The sequence below is a fragment of the Streptomyces sp. NPDC054047 genome (assembly GCF_055585065.1).
The window spans coordinates 359288-378297 of record NZ_JBVJKV010000003.1 but is presented as its reverse complement, the minus strand read 5'-3'; the positions used below and the strand labels follow the sequence as shown (position 1 = coordinate 378297).

Genomic DNA, 19010 nt, shown 5'->3' with positions numbered 1-19010 from the left:
GGTACGTGGCCCGCGGTGCTTGTCGGCGCGGGGGCGGCGGCGGTCCCGCGCGGGACGACCACAGGGCACTCCTGTGTTCAGCGCGAGGTCAGCGGGGGTGGCGGGGCGCCGAGCGCGGCGGCGAGACCGGAGTGATCCGTTCCCACTTTCCGGTACACGGCGGACAGCAGCCGCACGACGGTGGCCTCGTCGGTGTGCAGCTCCTCGGCGACGCGGGCGGCGGACTCGCCGCGGACGGTGAGCGCGGCGGCGGTGCGCTCACGCGCCGTGAGCGTCTCCGTCTCGGTGCTGTGCAGCAGACGGGGGCGCAGCCCGGCCGCCGCCAGCTCCTCGCGGGCCCGCTCGACCAGGCCGTCCGCGCCGCACTGGACGGCGGCTTCGAGCCCGCGGTAGAGGGGGTCGGCGGCGTCCTTGGGGCGGCCCAGGCGGCGCAGTTCGCCGCCCAGGCAGACCAGCGCACAGGCGAGTTCGTACGCCGCGGGCGACCGCTCCAGGTGGCTGACGGACTCCTCCAGGAGCTTGATGCGCGCGGAGCCCGACGCGACCTCGGCGGTGATCCGCAGCGCCTGCCCGATCGCGGAGGCGGTGGCGAACCTGCGGGCCCGCCGGACCGCTTCGTACGCGGTGGCGAGCGCGCGCTCGGGCGCGTCCTCGGCCTCGGCGAGCGCGAGGTGGAGCTGCCAGGGGCACCAGGCGGGGTTGCGCATGCCACGCGGGTCGAGGCGGCGGCCCGCCGCGGCGAGTTCGGCCGCCGCGTCCTCGGTGAGGCCGCGGGCCAGGAGCAGTTCGCCGTGCACGGCCTGCGCGTCGGGGAAGACGACGGCCGAGGGGAACGGCTCCCCGAAGCCGTACTCATCGGCGGTGCGGGTGGCCTCGGCGGTGCGGCCGCGGGCCAGCAGGATCTCGATGAGGATGCCCACGGCGTACCAGTGCGCGGGCGTTCCCGGACCCACCCGCTCGGCGATCCGCAGCCCGGCGCGCACGAAGTCCTCGGCCTCGGCGAGGCGGCCGCGCCGGAAGCGCACGTACCCGAGAAGCGTGTACGCGAACGACAGGTGGGCGCCGCGCCAGCCCTGGCGCTCGAAGTCGGCGATCCCGGCGGCGAACAGCTCCTCGGCCCGCCCCGGCCGGTCCGCGTACAGGAAGGTGAGCGCGACCAGGACGGGGACCTCGAAGCCCCGGTCCTCCTCGGCCCAGCCGAGCCCGCCGACCAGGGCGCGCTCGGCGTGCCGGACGGCGGTGTCGGCGGGCTCGGCGCGCAGCATCGCGTCCCAGGCGCGCAGCCCGATGATGTACCGCTCGGTGAGGTCGCGGCCGGGCAGCCGGTCGGCGAGCCGGGCCAGGCGCCGTGAGCGGGCCGGCGAGTCCGGTTCGTCGGCCCGGAAGGCGTCCCACATGAACTGCTCGGCCTGCATCCGGATCCGCACCCGCGGCTCGGTGGTGAGCCGGATCTCGCGGGCGAGGGTGTCGGAGGCCTCGCCCAGGCGGTCGGAGTGGGCGAGGACCTGGGAGAGGCGGTAGACGATGCCGTGGCGCAGGGCGGGGTCGGTGATGGGCTCCTCGAGCGCGGCGCGCAGGTGGTTGACGGTCGTGGCCGGTTCGGTCAGGTGGGAGGCGCAGCCCAGCTCGTAGAGGACCGCGGCGCGCTCCTCCCAGGCCGGCGGCTCGCGCAGGGCGCGGGCCAGATAGCGCCGGGCCGCATCGGGGGCGCCCGCGCGGACGGTCTCGCGGGCGGCGGCGCGCAGCTGCTGCACGACCCAGGTGTCGCCGTCGGGGTGGACTTCGAGGAGGTGGCGGGCCGCGGCGGACGCGCCGAGCCCCGCGTTGACCACGGACCAGGCGGCCTGGCCGTGCAGGGCGACGCGTACGCCGCAGGGGATGGCGCGGTAGACGGCGGTGGCGATCAGCGGGTGCACGAACTCCAGGGTGCGGGCGCCGGTCAGGACGCGGGCGCGGCGCAGCCGGTCGGCGCAGTCGTCGGCCTCCCGCTCCCCGATGCCCGCGACGGCGGCGGCCAGCGTCGGGGAGATCGAGGTGCCGAGGACGGCGCAGGCCCAGGCGAAGCGGACGGTGGAGGTGCCCAGGCGCTCCAGGCGGGCGACCAGACCACTGCCCTTCACGGCGGCGGCGAGATCGCGCAGCAGATGCGCGCCCGCCTCGTCGGGGGTCAGCCCCCGGTCGTGCACCTTCGCGGTCAGTTCCACGGCCTCGAACGGATTGCCCGCGGTGACCGCCCAGCACTCGCGGCAGAACGCGTCGTCGGCGCGGGCGCCCAGCATGTCGCGTACGAGACGCGCCACCGCGGTGGCGCTGAGCGGTTCGAGCCCGATGGGCCGCTGCCCGGCACGCCCGGGCAGGCCTCTGAACTCCTCGGCGTGGGCGGGCAGTTCCTCGGGGCGGTAGGCGACGACGAGCAGCAGCGGCAGGGCCTCCGCACGGGGCGCGAAGGCGGACAGCCAGCTCAGGGACTCCGCATCGGCCCAGTGCGCGTCGTCGACGACGACCACCAACGGGGCGCGCTGCACGGCGAGATGGGTGAGCACCCAGTCCAGCCCGTCGCGCAGCCCCTGCGGGTCGGGCGGCGCGTCGTCCGGCGCGGCACAGAGCCCCAGGGCGGGGCCGACGACGCCGTACCAACTGCCCAGGACGTCCCGCAGTTCCGCGTCGGGGACGGAGGCGAGCAGCGGCTGCACCAGCTGCCGCGCCACGTGGAAGGCGACCCGCTGTTCCTGGTCGCTGCCGCGGGCCGGCGCCACCGTACAGCCCTTGGCCGCGGCGCGGCGGCGCGCCTCGGCCAGGAGGGAGGTCTTGCCGAGCCCCGCGCGCCCCGCGAAGGCGATGAGCGCGCCTCGGGGCCTGTCCGTGGGCTCGGAGCCGTCCCGCGACAGACCGCACAGCTCGCTCAACGCCTCGTCGACTGCGGCGAGTTCACTCTCGCGTTCGAAGAGGGGCCGCTTGCCGTGGGTGACGTGGTGCACGATGGGACACCCCCCGCCACGGTGGTGCGCCGGGCGCCTTCCGCTGCGCATGCCTTGGCCTTCAGGCACTTCAGATTACGCCCGCGGGGCCCGCCGGGAGCCGATTCGGCCACAGCGGTGCGGTTGGCTGTGGCATTGGCATCGGCATTGGCTTCGGACGAAAGGACCCTCACGTGGCGGTCGACGGCGAGAACGTACTCAACTACTGGCACGGCGGCCTGAGCGAGGTCCCCGACGAGGTGTGGCACCACCCGTCCCTGGAGGTCCTGCTGCTTCCCGACAACGCGCTCACGCGGCTCCCCGCGCGGATCGGCGCCCTGGCCGCACTGCACACCCTGGACCTGGGCCACAACCAACTGACCGAGCTGCCGCCCGAGCTGGGCGACCTCACGGCCCTGAGCCGCTTCCTGTACGTCCACGACAACCGCCTCACGTCGCTGCCGGACGCGCTGGGCGACCTGAAGCGGCTGACGTACCTCAACGTGGGCGAGAACCGGCTGACGTCGCTGCCGGAGACCCTGGGCTCACTGCGGGCCCTGGTGGAGCTGCGCGCCCAGCACAACCACCTGACGTCGGTCCCCGCGTCGCTCGGCGGGCTCACGGCCCTGCGCGAGCTGTGGCTGCGCGGCAACCGCCTCACCTCGCTGCCCGCCACGGTCGGCCGCCTGAGCGCGCTGCGCGAACTGGAGCTGCGCGAGAACCGGTTCGCGACGGTGCCGGAGGCGCTGCGCGGCCTGCCCCTGCTGCGCAGGCTCGACCTGCGGGCCAACCGCCTGCGGGAGCTTCCGCCCTGGATCGGCGACCTGCCCGCGCTGGAGAAGCTGGACCTGCGCTGGAACGAGGTCTCGGTGCCTCAGGAACTGCTGCGGAGGCTGGAGGGACGGGGGTGCGTGGTGCTGCGGTGAGGCATCAGGACTGGGCGTGCGGGCCGGCCCGTGCGTGGAGCACCGGCCCATGCGTGGAGCACCGGCCCATGCGTGGAGCACCGGTCCGCTGCGCGAAGAGGCACAGACCCGTACGCAAGGCACAGACCCTTACGCGAGGCGAGGCCGGTCGCGAGGCGAGGCCCGGTTATGAGGCGAGGCCCGGTCGCGAGGCAAGGCCCGGTTATGAGGCGAGGCCCGGTCGCAAGGCGACGCCCGGTCGCAAGGCGACGCCCGGTCGCGAGGCAAGGCCCGGTTGCGAGGCGAGGCCCGGTTATGAGGCGAGGCCCGGTTGTGAGGCCGGCCGCCCTAGCGGGGCTCCGGGGGCACCACGGCCACCGCACCCTTCGCGTGCAGCAGGACCGCGTTGGTCACCGACCCCATCAGCCGCCCCAACGGCATCCGGCTCTGATGCCGCCCCACCACGACGAGCTCCGCGTCCCGCGAGGCCTCCACCAGCAGCCCGGCCGCGTCCCCCGGCAGGACTTCCTTCTCGACGCCCACCTCGGGATACCGCTCCTGGAAGGGCGCGAGCTGCTCGCCCGCCAGCTCCGTGTACCGCGCCGACGTCGCCGCGTCCGCCTCCGCCGACGTCACGAAGTCGCCGGTGGCCGTGTAGACGAGGACGGGCCCCGGATAGGCGCAGACGACCCGGAGCGCCGCGCCCCGCAGCGCCGCTTCCGCGAAGGCGAAGCCGATCGTGTCGTCGTGCGGGTTGAGCACGTCGAGCCCGAGCACCACGCACGGCTCGGCGCCCGCCTTGATCTCCTCGCCCGGCCGCACCACCACCACGGGGCACGCCGCCTCCCGGGCGGCCGCGAGCCCTTTCGAGCCGAGCAGCAGGCTGGCGAAGCCGCCGCGCCCGCGCGACCCGAGAACGAGCAGCTGCGCCCCGTCGCCCAGGCCCGGAACGTCCCGGCCCGGGGCGCCCTCCACGACATCGAAGTCCAGGGAGGGCAGCTCGGGGCGTCTTTCCAGGGCCCTGCGCGTGCGGTCGATGATTGGGTCGGCGTCGAGCCGGTGGTCGACGGTCGGCATGTACGGACCGTCGGCCAGCGGCATCGCGTACTGCCGCACATGCACGACCCGCAGCGGCGCGTTGCGCATCCGCGCCGCGGTCAGGGCCCATTCCAGGGCGTGGTCGCTGCCGACGGACCCGTCGACGGCCACCACAACAGGTTCAACGGGCGCTTCGGCGCTCATGGCTTCCTCGTCTCCGGCGCAAGGCCAAGGTCGACCGGCTCTGCTTCCGGTCCCAGCCTCGTCCAGCAGGCGGGCCGGGGGCAGAGTCCGAAGTCACCAGGTCAGCACGGCGGAAGCCGCGAGCGGCCGCGACAGCCGGAGACGAGGGTCCACAACGCCCCACACGGCCTACGTCAGATCGAACTCCCCCGAACGCGCGCCGTGCACGAAAGCTCCCCACTCCGCCGGAGTGAAGATCAGGGACGGACTCTCGGGGCGGCCTGCGTTGCGCATCGCGATGAAGCCTTCGACGAAGGCGATCTCCACATCACCCCGCCCCTCGCTGCTGGATTGCCAGTCCGCTGTGCTGAGGTCGAGCTCCGGCTTGTCCCAGCCCGTGAGCGGGCGCTGCTGACCTGCGAGCGGATGCTGCTGAATGGTGCCTTCGGCCACGTCCGTGCTCCTCCCGATGCGTCGTCCGCCCGCCAGCCTAGCTTTCGGTACCGATGCCGGACAGGCCGCGGAAGGAGGACGGCCGCCTGTCCGGCTCGACGGACCCCTCAGGTCGTGGGCGGCTCCGCGCCGACCAGCCACATGGAGAAGAACTGCGAGCCACCCCCGTACGCATGTCCGAGTGCCCTGCGGGCGCCGTCGATCTGGTGCTCGCCGGCCTGGCCGCGCACCTGAAGTGCCGCTTCGGCGAAGCGGATCATCCCCGAGGCGCCGATGGGATTGGTGGACAGGACGCCGCCCGACATGTTGACGGGCAGATCGCCGTCCAGCTCCGTCACGCCCGACTCGGTGAGCTTCCAGCCCTCGCCCTCCGCGGCGAAGCCCAGGTTCTCCAGCCACATCGGCTCGTACCAGGAGAACGGCACGTACATCTCGACGGCGTCGATCTCGCGCCGCGGGTCGGTGACCCCCGCCTGCCGGTAGACGTCGGCCGCGCAGTCCTTGCCCGCCTGCGGAGACACGAAGTCCTTGCCTGCGTGCAGAGTCGGCTCGCTGCGCATCGCGCCGCCGTGCATCCAGGCGGGCGGGCGGGGCGAACGGGCCGCGCCCGCACGGTCGGTGAGGATCATCGCGCAGGCCCCGTCGGAGGACGGGCAGGTCTCGGAGTAGCGGATCGGGTCCCAGAGCATCGGCGACGCCTGGACCTTCTCCAGGGTGATGTCGTGTTCGTGCAGGTGGGCGTAGGGGTTCTTCAGGGCGTTGCGCCGGTCCTTGTACGCGACGAGCGAGCCGACGGTGTCGGGGGCGCCGGTGCGCCGCATGTAGGCGCGCACGTGCGGGGCGAAGAAGCCGCCCGCGCCCGCGAGGAGCGGCTGCTGGAAGGGGATGGGCAGCGAGAGCCCCCACATCGCGTTGGATTCCGACTGCTTTTCGAAGGCGAGGGTCAGCACGGTGCCGTGGACGCGGCCCGCGACCAGGTTCGACGCGACCAGTGCCGTGGAGCCGCCGACGGAGCCCGCCGTGTGGACGCGCAGCATCGGTTTGCCCACCGCGCCGAGCGCGTCGGCGAGGTACAGCTCGGGCATCATGACGCCCTCGAAGAAGTCGGGCGCCTTGCCGATGACCACGGCGTCGATGTCGGCCCACGTCAACTCGGCGTCCGTGAGCGCCTGTTGGGCTGCTTCGCGGACGAGTCCCGCGATCGAGACGTCCCGCCGGGCGGCGACGTGCTTGGTCTGGCCGATCCCGACGACGGCCACGGGCTCCTTGCCCACCCCACTCATCACGACTCTCCTTCGAGGACGGCGACCAGGTTCTGCTGGAGGCAGGGGCCGGACGTGGCGTGCGCGACGGCCCGGTCCGACTCGCCCCGGTGGATGCGGGCGGCGGCCTCGCCGAGCCGGATCAGCCCGGCGGCCATGACGGGGTTCGCGGCGAGCGCACCCCCGGACGGGTTCACCGCGACGTCGTCGCCCAGCTTCAGCGCCTTGCGCAGGACGACCTCCTGGGAGGTGAACGGCGCGTGCAACTCGGCGGTGTCCACCGGCCGTTCGAAGACACCGGCCCGCTCGGCGGCGAGGCGGCTGGACGGCGAGTCGGTGAGGTCGCGCACGCCGAGGCCGTGCGCCTCGATGCGGTGGTCGATCCCGCGGATCCACGCGGGCCGCTCGCACAGGTCACGGGCCCGGTCCCCCGCCGCGAGGATCACGGCGGCGGCCCCGTCCCCGATGGGCGGGCAGTCACCGGTGCGCAGCGGACGTACGACGTAGTCCCCTTGCGGCACCGAACCCCTCAGCTGGGCATGGGAGTTGGCGGTGGCGTTTTGGCGGCTGCGCGCCGCGACCCCGGCGAGCGCGGGCTCGTCGGTGTCCCCCGCGTCGATCAGGGCCTGCGCCTGGAGGGCGGCGAGGGCAACCGAGTCCGGCCACAGCGGCGCCACGTAGTACGGGTCGAGCTGCCGGGTCAGCACGTCACGCACCGACCCGGGGGACGACTTGCCGTAGGAGTACACGAGCGCGGTGTCGGCCTCGCCGGTGAGCAGCTTGGTCCACGCCTCGTACAGCGCCCAGGCCCCGTCCATCTCGACGTGCGACTCGGAGATCGGCGGCCAGGCGCCAACCCCGTCGAGCGCCATCGTGAAGGAGAAGGCACGTCCCGCGAGATAGTCCGAGGAGCCGGAGCAGGTGAAGCCGATGTCGCTGGTCTTCATGCCGGTGGCGGCGAGCACCTCGTGCAGCACCGGCATGAGCATCTCCACCTCGGAGAGCTCGTCGGTGGAGCGCAGATGGTCGGTCTGTCCGAAGGCAACGATGGCGATGTCCCGGACGGGCCGCATCACGGACGGCTTCGCGGACGGCATCTACACCAGCTCCTTGTACGTGTCGTAGTCGGCGTCCGGCTCGCCCGTGGGCCGGTAGTGATCGGGGAAGCGTGCGCCCTCGGTCCACACCGGCTCGACGCGCAGGCCCATCCGCACCTGGTCGTAGGGGATGCCCGCGATGCGGGCGTGCAGGGCCAGGTCCGCGCCGTCCAGGGCGATGTGCGCGTAGACGTAGGGCACTTCGATGTCGAGGTTCTTCGCCTTGATGTTGACGATGCAGTACGTGGTGACGGTGCCGCGCGGCCCGACCTCGACCCGCTCGGCCGTGGCGACGCCGCAGGTGGGGCAGGCGCCGCGCGGCGGGACGTAGACCTTGCGGCAGGAGGGGCAGCGCTCGCCGACGGTCTTCTGCTCGGAGAGCGCCTTGATGTAGGCGGTCTGGGCGCGTCCCGGAGCGTAGGTGTAGTCGAGCCGGGCGGCGGCGACGATCCCGGTGACGGGCTCGCTGAACTCCCCGGAGTGCGCGCCGACTTCACCCACGTCATCGCCTTCGTACGCCTCGAAGCAGGCGATGTCGGTGATGGCGCCGGTGCGTTCGGCGGCCCAGCGGACCCGGACACGCATGCCGGTCCTGACGGCATCGGGACCGGAGACGTCCAGGGCGTGCAGCAGGGCGGTGTCGGCGCCGTCTAGCTTCACCAGGACCCAGGCGAAGGGGGTGTCCAGGGGCTGTCCCCTGCGGGGTTCGTGGTTCCAGGCCCAGGTGGTGACGGTGCCCGTGGCACCGACCTCCACCAGGTCGCGGATCTCGTCGGCGGTGACGGGGTCGTACTCGACGGGCGGGACGAGCGTCCTGCCGTCCTTGGTCTTCACGCCGAGCACGGTGCGTTCACGCAGCCCGGTCAGGAACGCGCTCTGCACCGGCCCGAGGGACCGGGTGAAGGGAAACTCGACGACGAGCGGGGCACGCAGCACTTCGGGTGAGGGAGCGGATGCCATGAGCAGAACTCCGTTTCTGAGCGCCCCGAAGGGGCGCGGGGAACTGCGCGACCGGCCACGGCGGCCCCGCAGACGAGATGGGACCTAAGCGCGCCGGAACACGGGGGGCCGCTTCTCCGCAAAGGCTCTGGAGCCCTCCTTCGCGTCGGCGGTGTCGAAGATCGGCCACCCCCGCTTCAGCTCAGCCGCGAGCCCGTCCGCCTCGGACATCTCCGCGGCCTCGTACACGGACGCCTTCACCGCCTCCACGGCCAGCGGCCCGCACGCGTTGATCTGCTCGGCGATGGCAAGGGCCTTCTCCAGCGCGGTGCCGTCGGGGACGACGTGGCCGACGAGGCCGATCGACGCGGCCTCGGCCGCCGAGTAGGGCCGCCCGGTGAGCAGCATCTCCAGGGCGTGCGTACGAGGAATCTGCCGCGGCAGCCGCACGGTCGAGCCGCCGATGGGGAAGAGACCGCGCTTGACCTCGAAGAGTCCGAACGTCGCGGATTCGCCAGCGACCCGGATGTCGGTGCCCTGGAGGATCTCCGTGCCGCCCGCGACGCAGTACCCCTCGACCGCGGCGATGACGGGTTTGCGGGGGCGGTGGTGGCGCAGCATCGCCTTCCAGTGCAGGTCCGGGTCGGCCTTCATCCGGTCGCGGTACTGGTCGCCGCCCATCCCCTTGCCCGCGAGAGCCTTGAGGTCCATGCCGGCGCAGAACGCGCCGCCCGCTCCGGTGAGCACGACGGAGCGGATCGCGTCGTCCTCGTCGGCGGCCACCCATCCGTCGTAGAGGCCCACCAGCATCGGCAGCGAGAGCGCGTTCTTCGCCTCCGGCCGGTTGAGCGTGAATATCAGTGTGGCGCCTTCGCGCCGCACAGCGAGATGTTCCGTCCCACCCATAGCCGTGCTCCCTCTCCTAGCGGCTCGTCAACGGCCGGCCTGCGTCGACCGTCCGCTGTCGGCTTCGGACCTGGAACAGGTTGCAGTAGGCGGGGAGCCAGTTCAATAGTTTTCTGACAGGCAGTCAGATTTCTTCAACGAGCACCCTTCCCACTTGTGGGTGCCTCTGCTCTGATGACCGCCACAGGACATGACGCCGGGGTCAGGAGGAGCGGTGGAGTACAACCTTGCCGACCTGTTCGAGTCGGTCGTCGACGTGGTCCCCGACCGCGAGGCGCTCGTGTACATCGATCACCCCGGCACCGGGGCGGAACGCAGGCTGACGTACGCCGAGCTCGACCGGGCCGCCAACCGTCTCGCGCACCACCTGATCGACAGCGGCCTGAAGCCCGGCGAACATCTGGGGCTCCACCTCTACAACGGCGTCGAGTACCTGCAGACCGTGCTCGCCTGCCTCAAGGCACGCCTCGTCCCGGTCAACGTCAACTACCGTTATGTCGAAGAAGAGTTGGTCTACCTGTACCGCGACGCGGACCTCGCCGCGCTAGTCTTCGACGCGGAGTTCACCGAGCGGGTCGCGGCGGCGCTGCCGCGTACGGAGAAGCTGCGGCATCTGGTGCGGGTGGGGACCCCGCCGGCCGACGCGCCCGCGCTCGACGTGGTGGCCTTCACCCGGGCCGAGGCGGCCGGTTCGCCGGAGCGCGGGTTCGCGGCGCGCTCGGCCGACGACCTGTTCATCATCTACACCGGCGGCACCACCGGCATGCCCAAGGGCGTCATGTGGCGCCAGGAGGACCTGTTCTTCGCCGGGCTCTTCGGCGGTGAACCCGCGGGCGAGCCGGTGAAGCGGCCCGAGGAACTGGCCGAGCGCGTCGCGGCGGGCGGACCGGGCATCACGTTCTTCCCCGCTCCCCCGCTGATGCACGGCACGTCGACGCTGACGTCGTTCATCGCCTTCAACTACGGCCAGCGGGTGGCCATTCACCGCAAGTACGTCCCCGAGGAACTGCTGCGCACCATCGAGCGCGAGAAGGTCTCCAGCGTCTCGCTGGTGGGCGACGCGATGCTCAGGCCCCTCATCGACGCCCTGCACGGCCCGCTCAAGGGCACCGACCTGTCCTCGCTGTTCAGCGTCTCATCCTCCGGGGCGATCATGTCGGAGACCGTGCGCGCCCAGTTCCAGGAGCTCGCCCCGAACGTCCTGCTCCTGAACAACTTCGGGTCGTCCGAGTCCGGGTCCAACGGCAAGGCGACGGACGACTCGGGCCCGGAGAAGGGCTTCCGGCTCGAGGTCAACGAACGTACGCAGGTGGTGGATCTGGCCACGCACGAGCCGGTGGCGGTGGGCGAGGTGGGCCGCCTTGCCCAGCGCGGCCACGTGCCGCTCGGCTACTACAACGACCCGGTGAAGACCGCCGAGACCTTCTTCCAGAAGGGCGACGAGCGCTGGGTGCTGCTCGGCGACATGGCCACCGTCGACGAGGACGGCATCGTCACCGTCCTCGGCCGGGGCTCGCAGTGCATCAACACCGGTGGCGAGAAGGTGTATCCGGAGGAGGTCGAGCAGGCGCTGAAGTCACATCCGGACGTGTACGACGCGCTGGTCGCCGGTGTCCCCGACGAACGCTGGGGCAGCCGCGTGGCCGCCGTGATCCAACTCCGGGACGGCGCACCCCCGCTGGACCTGGAAGCCGTCCAGACCCACTGCCGCACCCACCTCGCCGGCTACAAGATCCCCCGCTCCGTGGTCTTCACCACCGAGATCCAGCGTTCCCCGAGCGGCAAGGCGGACTACCGGTGGGCGAAGTCGGTGGCAGCAAAGGGCTGAGCCGACACGACCGCAGAACAATGCCACCCACCCAAGCCGACACACCGCAGGGCAATCCCACCCACCCAAGCCGGCAACGCCACGAGGCGGTCCTGCCCACCCGAGCCGACACACCCCGGAGTGATCCCACCCACCCCGAGCCGACACACCGCCGGACAACCCCACCCACCCAAGCCGACACACCGCGGGGTGATCGGGTGGGTGGGCGGGAAAGCATCCGTCGCGAAGCGGCGGTCTGGAAGGGACCGTCAAGCCGCCGCGCAGACGGACGGCAGCGCCCGCCCCAAAGCCACCGCATGCAGCGCATCAAGCTGCCGCTCATGGCGAACCCGCACGGCACCCACGACCACAAGCCCCCGGCAGGACGAAGCCGACCGCGCAGCGGAAGACAGAGCGATCCCCCGCACCAACTCCCCGTTCACCCGGTTGATCTCCTTGCGCACCTCCGCAAGGTCAGGCCGCTCCCCCGGCCCCGGCGCCTGCGAGGGATCCGCGTCCCACCGCCGGTGCAGCTCCCGCTGCACCACCTTGTTGGCCTCGATCTGGTCCCGGAAGATCCGCACGGTCGCCTCGGGATCGGCGCCCAACTCCCGTGCCTGCCGCGCGACATCGTCGAGAACCTGCTGCTCGCGGGCAGGGTCGTCGACAGGGCTACCGGTGCCGTACTTGGCGGCGGCGACAAGATCGGCCGTGGCCAGGCGCTGCGCGGCGAGATCGACGAGCGGGTGGAGCCGGGCGTACGCCCCCGAGGAGGCGACGGACGACGTGACCGCGGACGGCTGCGCGGCAGCGGCGACGGCCGCCCCGCTCCCGGCCAACAGAGCCACCGTCGTAGCCCCGGCGGCGAACAGACGCCCTGCGGACGAGGTAAGACGCACAGTTTTCTCCTTGGTGGTCCGAGTCTTGCTGATCCGAGCCTTGGCAGCCCTAGTCCTGCGCGAGGAACCCCGCCACCCGCCGCGCGAACCCCTCCGGATCGTCCAGCCACGGGAAGTGCCCACCGGCCGGCTGCACTTGGCGCACGCCGCCCGGGAAGTGCCCGGCGAACTCCTGCGCGTGCGCGGGGTTCGGCGCGGCGTCGTACTCCCCCGCGAGGACCAGCACCGGCGCCGTCAGCCCGGCCAGGGCGGCGCGCGTACCCGCGGGGTCGAACGCTCCGTCACCGTAGAACAGAGCAGCCGCCTCCGCGTTCTTCTCCCGCGCGCTCGCCGCCTGGTGCGCCCGCGCCGCGTCGTCCCAGCGCCCGTAGGCCAGGGGCACGATCGCCTCCCACACCTCCAGGGGATCGCGCCCGCCCGCGATCTCCTTGAGGGCGGCCTCGGCGGCCGGATACCAGGGCTCGTTCCGCCGGGCGAAGGCGGCGTCCAGGTGATCCCGCGCGCCCAGCGTGAGGCCGAGCGACTGCGTGGCCGGGGTGATCAGGACGAGGCGGCGGAGCCGCTTCGGGTGGCGGGCCGCGTACAGCGTGGCGATGTTGCCCGCCGCCGAATGGCCGAGCAGGTCTACCTCTTCGAGGCCGAGGTGCTCGCGCAGCGCCTCGACGTCGTCCACCAGCCGGTCGCAGCGGTACGTCGCCGGGTCGGTCGGCACCGCGGAGTCGCCCGTGCCCCGCAGGTCGAGCAGGATCAGCCGGCGGTGCGCGGTCAGGCCGCCGAGATCGCCGAGGTAGGCGGAGGCGCGCATGGGGCCGCCCGGCACGCAGAGCAGCGGCTCGCCCTCCCCCTTCTCGTGGTAGGCGAGCTCGGTCCCGTCGTATGCGGTGAATGTCGGCATGGGGGTGATCATCACATCTCGCGCCGCACCCGGACAATGCCGTTGGGCCGCAAGGCGCCCCAGCTCAAAGCGGCCCTGTGCGATCTCTTGACGGCCGCCTCCGGGGCTGGATTACTGACCTCGACAGAAGATCCACGACCGAATGATCGGTCGCCCGTTTGGGACGGGAGAAACTCCATATGACGGCCATGCTGGACGCGGCGGAGCGCCTCGGGCGCGAGGAGCTCGAAGCGCTGCAGCTGGAGCGCCTGCAGGACACCTTGCTGCACGCGTACGAGAACGTGCCCTTCTACCGGGCGGCGTTCGACAAGGCGGGCCTGCGCCCCGACGACTGCCGCTCGCTCGCCGACCTGGCCCGCTTCCCGTTCACCGCCAAGACCGATCTGCGGGACAACTACCCCTTCGGGATGTTCGCGGTCGAGCAGTCCGAGGTGCGGCGCCTGCACGCGTCCAGCGGCACCACGGGGCGGCCCACGGTCGTGGGCTACACCGAGCAGGACCTGTCGATGTGGGCGGACGTCGTCGCCCGCTCGATCCGCGCGGCGGGCGGCCGTCCCGGGCACAAGGTCCATGTGGCGTACGGGTACGGCCTGTTCACCGGCGGTCTGGGCGCGCACTACGGGGCCGAGCGGCTCGGCTGCACGGTGATCCCCGCCTCCGGCGGCATGACGGCGCGCCAGGTCCAGCTGATCCAGGACTTCCGCCCCGAGATCATCATGGTGACCCCGTCGTACATGCTGACGCTCCTGGAGGAGTTCGAGCGCCAGGGCGTCGACCCGCGCACGACGTCCCTCAAGGTCGGCATCTTCGGTGCCGAGCCGTGGACGGAGGAGATGCGCCGCGAGATCGAGGAGCGGTTCGCGATCGACGCGGTGGACATATACGGGCTCTCCGAGGTCATCGGCCCCGGGGTGGCCCAGGAGTGCGTGGAGACCAAGGACGGCCTGCACATCTGGGAGGACCACTTCTATCCGGAGGTGGTGGACCCGATCACCGGCGAGGTCCTCCCGGACGGCGAGCGCGGCGAGCTGGTCTTCACCTCCCTCACCAAGGAGGCCATGCCCGTCATCCGCTACCGCACGCGCGACCTGACCCGCCTCCTGCCCGGCACCGCGCGGACCTTCCGCCGGATGGAGAAGGTCACGGGCCGCTCGGACGACATGGTGATCCTGCGCGGCGTGAACCTCTTCCCCACGCAGGTCGAGGAGATCGTCCTGCGGACCCCGGGCGTCGCCCCGTACTTCCAGCTGCGCCTGACCCGCGAGGGCCGCATGGACGCGCTGACGGTGCGGGCCGAGTCCCGCGCGGACACGACCCCCGAGCGGCGCGAGGCGGCGGCCCGGGAGATCGCGTCGGCGGTGAAGGACGGCATCGGCGTCTCGGTGGCGGTCGAGATCGTCGATCCGGAGACGATCGAGCGGTCGGTGGGCAAGTTCAAGCGGATCGTGGATCTGCGGGACAAGTAGCCGAGCGGCCGACCACGCAGCGCCTACGACGCGCTGAAGCGGTCCCGCAGCTCCCGCTTGAGGATCTTCCCGCTCGCGTTGCGCGGCAGCTCGTCCACGAAGAGGACCCGTTTGGGCGCCTTGAAGTGGGCGAGCTTCTCGCGTGCGTGGTCGATGAGTTCGGCTTCGGTCACCTCTCCGTTGCGTACGACGACGGCGGTGACCGCCTCGATCCAGCGCTCGTCCGGCAGTCCGATCACGGCCGTCTCCGCGACCCGCTCGTGGGTGTAGAGCGCGTCCTCGACCTGGCGCGACGCGACGAGCACACCGCCGGAGTTGATGACGTCCTTCACCCGGTCGACGACCGTGAAGTAGCCCTCCTCGTTCCGCACGGCGAGGTCCCCGGAGTGGAACCACCCGTCGCGGAACGCCTCTTTGGTCTCCTCGGGCTTGTCCCAGTAGCCCTCGCACAACTGCGGCGAGCGGTAGACCACTTCGCCCTGTGTCCCGTCGGGCACCTCGATGCCGCGCTCGTCCACGACCCGCGCCTCCACGAACAGGACGGGCCGCCCGCAGGAATCCATCCGCCCCTCGTGCTCATCGGGCCCCAGGACCGTGGCGAGGGGGCCGATCTCGCTCTGCCCGAAGCAGTTGTAGAAGCCGAGCGACGGCAGCCGTTCGCGCAGCCGCTCCAGGACGGGGACGGGCATGATCGACGCCCCGTAGTAGGCCTTGCGCAGGGCGCCGAGGTCGCGGGTGGCGAAGCCGGGGTGGTTCGAGAGGCCGATCCACACGGTGGGCGGCGCGAAGAGGCTGTCGGCGCGGCCCGCCTCTACGAGCTCGAAGATCCGCTCGGCGTCGGGCGCGTCGATGACGGTGTTCTCGGCGCCCACCGCGAGATACGGCAGCAGGAAGACGTGCATCTGGGCCGAGTGGTAGAGCGGCAGCGAGTGGACGGGCTTGTCCGTCTCCTTGAGGTCGAGGGCGGTGATGGCGCTGACGTACTCGTGCACGAGGGCGCGGTGCGTCATCATCGCGCCTCGCGGCGCTGCGGTGGTGCCGGAGGTGTAGAGCAGCTGGGCGAGGTCGTCCGCGCCGGGCTCCTCACCGTCGTACGCCACCGCACCCGGGAGCCGTGCGAGCAGTGAGTCGTCCGCGTCGCGGAGGGCGATGACGCGCACGTCACCGGGAAGGCGCGGGGCGAGGTCCGGGTCGGCGAGGACCAGTGCGCTGCCCGACTGCCCCACGATGTACGCCAGGTCCTCGCCGACGAGGTTCTGGTTGACCGGCACGTGGACCAGGCCTGCCCGCGAGCACGCCAGGAAGCCGATGAGATAGGCGTCCGAGTTGTGGGCGTAGGCGCCGACGCGGTCACCGTGGCCCAGGCCCTCCTCGCGCAGCACCTGGGCGGCCCGCGACACGGCCGTGTCCAGTTCGGCGTACGTCCAGACCCGCTCCCCATAGCGCAGGGCCACTCGCCCCGGCACGCGCCGCGCACTGCGCCGCAGGACCCCGTCGACCGTATTGCTGCGTACACCCGTCATGGCGTGATCCTGTGCCGCGCGCGTCTCGGCGGTCAAGGTTCCGGACACGGTACGAACTGGTCCGTCCCGGTGCTCGATCAAGGGACATACCGATTGGTACGCTCAACCGCCCCTGCCCTCACTCCAGTTGGGAGGCACCAATGCGCATCCGCTCCAGGCGCCTGACGGCCCTCGGCATCAGCGTGTTGACCGCCACGGCCCTCCTGCCGTCGTCCGGTGTCACCGCCGGCGCGGCGCAGGCGCACGACGCCCACCCGTCGGGTGGCGGCCTGTCCGCGACCGTCCGCTACACCCAGTACGGCATTCCGCACATCCTCGCCAAGGATTACGAGAACCTCGGCTTCGGCACCGGCTGGGCGCAGGCCGCCGACCAGGTGTGCACCCTGGCCGAGGGGTACGTGACGGTGCGCGGGGAGCGGTCACGTCACTTCGGTCCTGACGGCAAGCCCGACGGTTCGCTCTCCTCGGCGACGACGAACCTCTCCAGCGACCTCTACTTCGGCGGGGTCCGCGACACGCACACGGTGGAGAGACTCCTCAAGCAGCCCGCCCCGGCAGGGCCGAGCGCCGAGTCGAAGAAGCTGATGCGCGGCTTCGCGGCGGGTTACAACGCCTGGCTGAAGCAGAACCGCGTCACCGACCCGGCCTGCAAGGGCGCCAAGTGGCTGCGCCCGATCACCTCCCTGGACGTGGCCCGCCAGGGCTTCGCCGTGCAGGTCCTCGGCGGTCAGGGGCGTGGCATCGACGGCATCACCGCCGCTCAGCCGCCGGCCGCGACGGCCCCGGACCGCGCGCCCGACCCCGAGCGCACCGCGAAGGAGGCCCGCAAGCTGTTCTCGGCCGACGAGGCCGTCATGGGCTCCAACGCCGTCGCGTTCAGCGGGAGGACCACCGCGAACGGCAAGGGTCTGCTGCTCGGCAACCCGCACTACCCCTGGCAGGGTGGCCGGCGCTTCTGGCAGTCGCAGCAGACCATCCCGGGCGAGCTGAACGTCTCGGGCGGTTCGCTGCTCGGCACGAGCGTGGTCAACATCGGCTTCAACGGCGATGTGGCGTGGAGCCACACGGTGGCGACCGGGGTGACCCTCAACCTGCATCAGCTCACGCTGGACCCGGCCGATCCGACCGCCTATCTGGTGGACGGCAAGCCGGAGAAGATGACGAAGCGGACGGTCCAGGTGCCGGTCAAGGACGGCGCTCCGGTGACCCGCACCCAGTGGTGGACCCGGTACGGGCCGGTCACCACCGGCATGGGCGCACAGCTCCCGCTGCCGTGGTCGGCGAAGACGGCGTACGCCCTGAACGACCCCAACGCCACGAACCTGCGCGGCAGCGACACCGACCTCGGCTTCGGCAAGGCCCGCTCCACCGACGGTGTCCTGAAGGCGCTGCGCGAGACCCAGGGCCTTCCCTGGGTCAACACCATCGCCGCGGACAGGAAGGGCCACTCGCTGCTCAGCCAGTCGCAGGTGCTGCCCCGCATCACCGACGACCTGGCCCGGCGCTGTTCCACGGACCTGGGCAAGGTGACGTATCCCGCGTCGGGCGTGGCCGTGCTGGACGGTTCGCGCGGTGACTGCGCGCTCGGCTCGGACGAGGACGCTCTCCAGCCCGGCATCTTCGGCCCCTCGAAGATGCCCACGCTCAAGGACGCCCCGTACGCCGAGAACTCCAACGACAGCGCCTGGCTCACGAATGCGGACCGGCCGATCACGGGCTACGAGCGGATCTTCGGGACGATCGGCACGCAGCGCTCCATGCGGACGCGCGGCGCCGTCGAGGATGTGGCGGCGATGGCGAAGGAGGGCGGCCTGACGGTCAAGGACCTCCAGAAGCAGCAGTTCGCCAACCGCGCGCCCGCGGGCGATCTGGCCGCCGACGACGCGGCGCGGGCGTGTGCCGCACTGCCCGGGGGCACCGCGACGGGCAGTGACGGCAAGGCCGTCGACGTACGCAAGGCCTGTGCCGCCCTCAAGGCCTGGGACCATGGCATGAACACCGACAGCAAGGGCGCTCTGCTCTTCGACCGGTTCTGGCGCAAGCTCGTGGCGGCCGTGCCGAACGCCCAGCTGTGGAAGGTGCCGTTCTCCGCCGCCGACCCGGTGCGCACGCCGAACACCCTCAACACGGCCGCGCCGGGCTTCGCGACCGCGCTGGCCGACACGGTGACCGAGCTGAGCGGGGCGGGCATCGCGCTCGACGCGCCGCTGGGCAGGAACCAGTTCGTCGTACGCGGTGCGGAGCGGCTGCCGATCCACGGCGGGACGGAGTCGATCGGCGTGTGGAACAAGGTCGAGCCGGTCTGGGACGCGAAGGGCGGCGGCTACACCGAGGTGGCGCACGGTTCGAGCCACATCCAGGCCGTCGGCTGGGACAAGGGGCGCTGCCCGCAGGCGCGCACGCTCCTGAGCTACTCGCAGTCGTCCAACCCCAACTCGCCGCACTACAGCGATCAGACGCGGCTGTACGCCGATGAGCGCTGGGTGACGTCGCGGTTCTGCGAGAAGGACATCCTGGGCGACCCGAAGCTGAAGGTGGTCAAGGTGCGCGAGCACCGCTGAGGCGGCGCCGCACCGACTGGGGCCGGGTCATGCCGCGTTGAAGCGCGGTGTGGCCCGGCTCCGTGCTGTGCGGCTTCGTGCTGTGCGGCTCCGCGCGGTACTGCTCCACGTGGCGCGGA

The 19010-nt window shown here is 72.0% G+C and carries 14 protein-coding genes; 4 read left to right on the top strand and 10 right to left on the bottom strand.

From position 1 onward, the window contains the following. Window positions 1–77 precede the first annotated feature (77 nt). A complete protein-coding gene (locus ACZ6ZP_RS13435) occupies window positions 78–2978 on the bottom strand; it encodes an ATP-binding protein (RefSeq protein ID WP_399971804.1) in 2901 nt (966 codons plus the stop codon). 173 nt (window positions 2979–3151) lie between these two features. Between ACZ6ZP_RS13435 and ACZ6ZP_RS13430 the strand changes: the two genes are divergently transcribed. Beyond that, window positions 3152–3883, top strand: a complete 732-nt coding sequence (locus ACZ6ZP_RS13430) for a leucine-rich repeat domain-containing protein (protein WP_469406796.1) — start codon at window positions 3152–3154, stop codon at window positions 3881–3883. A gap of 327 nt (window positions 3884–4210) precedes the next feature. Here the strand turns inward: ACZ6ZP_RS13430 and ACZ6ZP_RS13425 are convergent, their stop codons facing one another. The 6 genes from ACZ6ZP_RS13425 to ACZ6ZP_RS13400 form a co-directional block, all read right to left on the bottom strand. Then, window positions 4211–5104, bottom strand: a complete 894-nt coding sequence (locus ACZ6ZP_RS13425) for a universal stress protein (RefSeq protein WP_469406795.1) — start codon at window positions 5102–5104, stop codon at window positions 4211–4213. Between the two features lie 168 nt (window positions 5105–5272). Beyond that, window positions 5273–5536, bottom strand: a complete 264-nt coding sequence (locus tag ACZ6ZP_RS13420) for a DUF397 domain-containing protein (RefSeq protein WP_351157173.1) — start codon at window positions 5534–5536, stop codon at window positions 5273–5275. A gap of 107 nt (window positions 5537–5643) precedes the next feature. Beyond that, window positions 5644–6810 (bottom strand): thiolase domain-containing protein, encoded by a 1167-nt coding sequence (locus ACZ6ZP_RS13415; protein ID WP_351158001.1) that lies wholly within the window; start codon window positions 6808–6810, stop codon window positions 5644–5646. Between the two features lie 8 nt (window positions 6811–6818). Continuing rightward, the gene (locus ACZ6ZP_RS13410; protein ID WP_361472829.1) at window positions 6819–7895 is read right to left on the bottom strand and encodes a thiolase domain-containing protein; all 1077 of its coding nucleotides are present in this window, start codon (window positions 7893–7895) and stop codon (window positions 6819–6821) included. Then, window positions 7896–8855 (bottom strand): Zn-ribbon domain-containing OB-fold protein, encoded by a 960-nt coding sequence (locus ACZ6ZP_RS13405; RefSeq protein WP_399971797.1) that lies wholly within the window; start codon window positions 8853–8855, stop codon window positions 7896–7898. It abuts the gene before it with no gap. 84 nt (window positions 8856–8939) lie between these two features. Beyond that, entirely contained in the window at window positions 8940–9740 is an 801-nt protein-coding gene (locus ACZ6ZP_RS13400; RefSeq protein WP_361472833.1) for a crotonase/enoyl-CoA hydratase family protein, read from the bottom strand. A 214-nt stretch (window positions 9741–9954) separates the two neighbouring features. Between ACZ6ZP_RS13400 and ACZ6ZP_RS13395 the strand changes: the two genes are divergently transcribed. Next, a complete protein-coding gene (locus tag ACZ6ZP_RS13395) occupies window positions 9955–11568 on the top strand; it encodes an acyl-CoA synthetase (RefSeq protein WP_383816584.1) in 1614 nt (537 codons plus the stop codon). Between the two features lie 248 nt (window positions 11569–11816). Here ACZ6ZP_RS13395 and ACZ6ZP_RS13390 read toward each other — a convergent pair whose 3' ends face one another. After that, window positions 11817–12446 (bottom strand): chorismate mutase, encoded by a 630-nt coding sequence (locus ACZ6ZP_RS13390; RefSeq protein ID WP_469406793.1) that lies wholly within the window; start codon window positions 12444–12446, stop codon window positions 11817–11819. Window positions 12447–12495: 49 nt separating this feature from the next. Next, entirely contained in the window at window positions 12496–13341 is an 846-nt protein-coding gene (locus ACZ6ZP_RS13385) for an alpha/beta fold hydrolase (RefSeq protein WP_383816578.1), read from the bottom strand. A 179-nt stretch (window positions 13342–13520) separates the two neighbouring features. On the opposite strand from ACZ6ZP_RS13385, the gene paaK reads away from it, so the two are divergent. Continuing rightward, window positions 13521–14807, top strand: coding sequence for a phenylacetate--CoA ligase PaaK (gene paaK / locus ACZ6ZP_RS13380; RefSeq protein WP_351157187.1), 1287 nt, complete (start codon window positions 13521–13523; stop codon window positions 14805–14807). 23 nt (window positions 14808–14830) lie between these two features. On the opposite strand, the gene ACZ6ZP_RS13375 is transcribed toward paaK, so the two are convergent. Continuing rightward, window positions 14831–16330: an acyl-CoA synthetase gene (locus ACZ6ZP_RS13375; protein WP_383816574.1), complete on the bottom strand. Its 1500-nt coding sequence runs from the start codon at window positions 16328–16330 to the stop codon at window positions 14831–14833. Window positions 16331–16470: 140 nt separating this feature from the next. On the opposite strand from ACZ6ZP_RS13375, the gene ACZ6ZP_RS13370 reads away from it, so the two are divergent. Continuing rightward, window positions 16471–18891 carry a penicillin acylase family protein gene (locus ACZ6ZP_RS13370; RefSeq protein ID WP_399971787.1) on the top strand — a complete coding sequence of 807 codons (2421 nt, stop codon included), beginning with the start codon at window positions 16471–16473 and terminating at the stop codon, window positions 18889–18891. Window positions 18892–19010: the final 119 nt, after the last annotated feature.

What these genes read in the sequence shown, in the direction of transcription:
- paaK (WP_351157187.1), top strand. Translation starts at nt 13,521, where the DNA reads ATGACGGCCATGCTGGACGCGGCGGAGCGCCTCGGGCGCGAGGAGCTC.
- ACZ6ZP_RS13370 (WP_399971787.1), top strand. Translation starts at nt 16,471, where the DNA reads ATGCGCATCCGCTCCAGGCGCCTGACGGCCCTCGGCATCAGCGTGTTG.
- ACZ6ZP_RS13410 (WP_361472829.1), bottom strand. Translation starts at nt 7,895, where the DNA reads ATGCCGTCCGCGAAGCCGTCCGTGATGCGGCCCGTCCGGGACATCGCC.
- ACZ6ZP_RS13425 (WP_469406795.1), bottom strand. Translation starts at nt 5,104, where the DNA reads ATGAGCGCCGAAGCGCCCGTTGAACCTGTTGTGGTGGCCGTCGACGGG.
- ACZ6ZP_RS13385 (WP_383816578.1), bottom strand. Translation starts at nt 13,341, where the DNA reads ATGCCGACATTCACCGCATACGACGGGACCGAGCTCGCCTACCACGAG.
- ACZ6ZP_RS13375 (WP_383816574.1), bottom strand. Translation starts at nt 16,330, where the DNA reads ATGACGGGTGTACGCAGCAATACGGTCGACGGGGTCCTGCGGCGCAGT.
- ACZ6ZP_RS13400 (WP_361472833.1), bottom strand. Translation starts at nt 9,740, where the DNA reads ATGGGTGGGACGGAACATCTCGCTGTGCGGCGCGAAGGCGCCACACTG.
- ACZ6ZP_RS13405 (WP_399971797.1), bottom strand. Translation starts at nt 8,855, where the DNA reads ATGGCATCCGCTCCCTCACCCGAAGTGCTGCGTGCCCCGCTCGTCGTC.